The sequence below is a fragment of the Mesorhizobium sp. M7A.F.Ca.CA.004.04.2.1 genome (genome assembly GCF_004022825.1).
GTDB lineage: Bacteria > Pseudomonadota > Alphaproteobacteria > Rhizobiales > Rhizobiaceae > Mesorhizobium.
This window is the reverse complement of sequence record NZ_RZPH01001350.1, coordinates 1-1,261: the sequence shown is the minus strand read 5'-3', so window position 1 is coordinate 1,261 and position 1,261 is coordinate 1. Positions and strand designations below refer to the sequence as shown.

The 1,261-nt window shown below is 63.7% G+C and carries 2 protein-coding genes; one reads left to right on the top strand and one right to left on the bottom strand.

Features of this window, described 5'->3' with window-relative positions:
• On the top strand, positions 1–439 hold a 439-nt coding region (locus tag EN893_RS34480), incomplete at its 5' end, for an FAD-binding oxidoreductase (protein ID WP_164901404.1).
• Between the two features lie 57 nt (positions 440–496).
• Here the strand turns inward: EN893_RS34480 and EN893_RS34475 are convergent.
• A partial coding sequence (locus EN893_RS34475; RefSeq protein WP_164901403.1) for a class II D-tagatose-bisphosphate aldolase, non-catalytic subunit occupies positions 497–1,261 on the bottom strand: 765 nt, incomplete at its 5' end.

The window sequence follows — 1,261 nt, the reverse complement described above, 5'->3', positions numbered from 1 at the left end:
CGGCACACGCTACCTGCCGGCCGCGCCGCGAGGATACCCGGATGGCTGGTCGACGCCGCGCAGATGGAACGCGGATGAAGAAAGCCCTTTCGAACGGATGCGGGTCCTCAATCCCGCTCCCGAGACGTCGGCGCTTCGCGCCATCGACCGCGGGTTCAGGGAACTGTTCCCTCAGTTCACGACTGTGCCGATCAAGGCGAGCTGGGCGGGCATGATCGATGCGATGCCTGATGTCGTGCCCATCGTCGATCGCGCCGCTGCGATCCCAGGTCTCGTCATAGCGACCGGGATGAGTGGTCACGGCTTCGGCATCGGACCCGGCATCGGCCGTGTGCTGTCCGACCTCGTCCAAGGCAACGAGACCGGGCACAATCTCTACAGGTTCCGTCAATCCCGTTTCAGCGACGGCAGTCCGATCCGATTGGGGCCATCGCTGTAAGCGTTCCTGCCGCCCGCCAGGCCATCCGCTCTGGCCTTGAAGTGCCGGACGAGGATCTCAGGTGCCGCATGCCCCGGCGTAGGCCTCGATGCTCCGCCGGACGTGACCGATCGCGATCTCCTCGACGTCGCAGGCGCGGCCAGCCCATGTGACTGCAGAAGGCAGGTGCTGGAGAAACAGCGTCACCGGCACCTTGCGGCCGTTCAACGTATCGAAGAGACGGTTGCAGGCGGCACGGGCTTGCGGGATCGCCCAATAATATCGGATGCGATCGGAATAGGAGTAGTGGCGCAGCGTCCGCTTGTCGGCATCGCTTCCATGATAGTGGCTTGCCCAATTCTTGGGGGTGGCTTGCATCTGCTCTTCCATGGCGTGGTAAAGTGGCCGCTCGCCATAGCCAGGCACCAGGTCGGAAGCGATCAGGTCGAGCGCGTACAGCGCCTCGCGCAGCTTGAAGGTCAGCTCGGGGCCGACCTTGAGGATGGCGAAGCCGTCCTCGACGAGTTCACGCAGCGGCCTCTCGCCCTGATAGTCCGTCGAATGAGCTTCGAAAATGAGCGACGGCAATGTGCTCAGAGTTGCCGCCAGGTCGCTGGCCTTGGTCCGATCGTAGAAAATCACATTCTGGTTGCCGAACTCCACGCCCGGCTGCACCACAAGCCCGATGACGCGGGAAAATGCGCTTTCAAGCCCGGCGGTTTGGAATGCCTGGGCGTGAATGGCATGTGTCTGGCGAGCCGCCTCCGGACTGGTCGGGGTGATCGCATCCAAAGCGTGATCGGCGCCGCCGGGCGGCGGCACTTCCGTGCCGATGATGTAAAC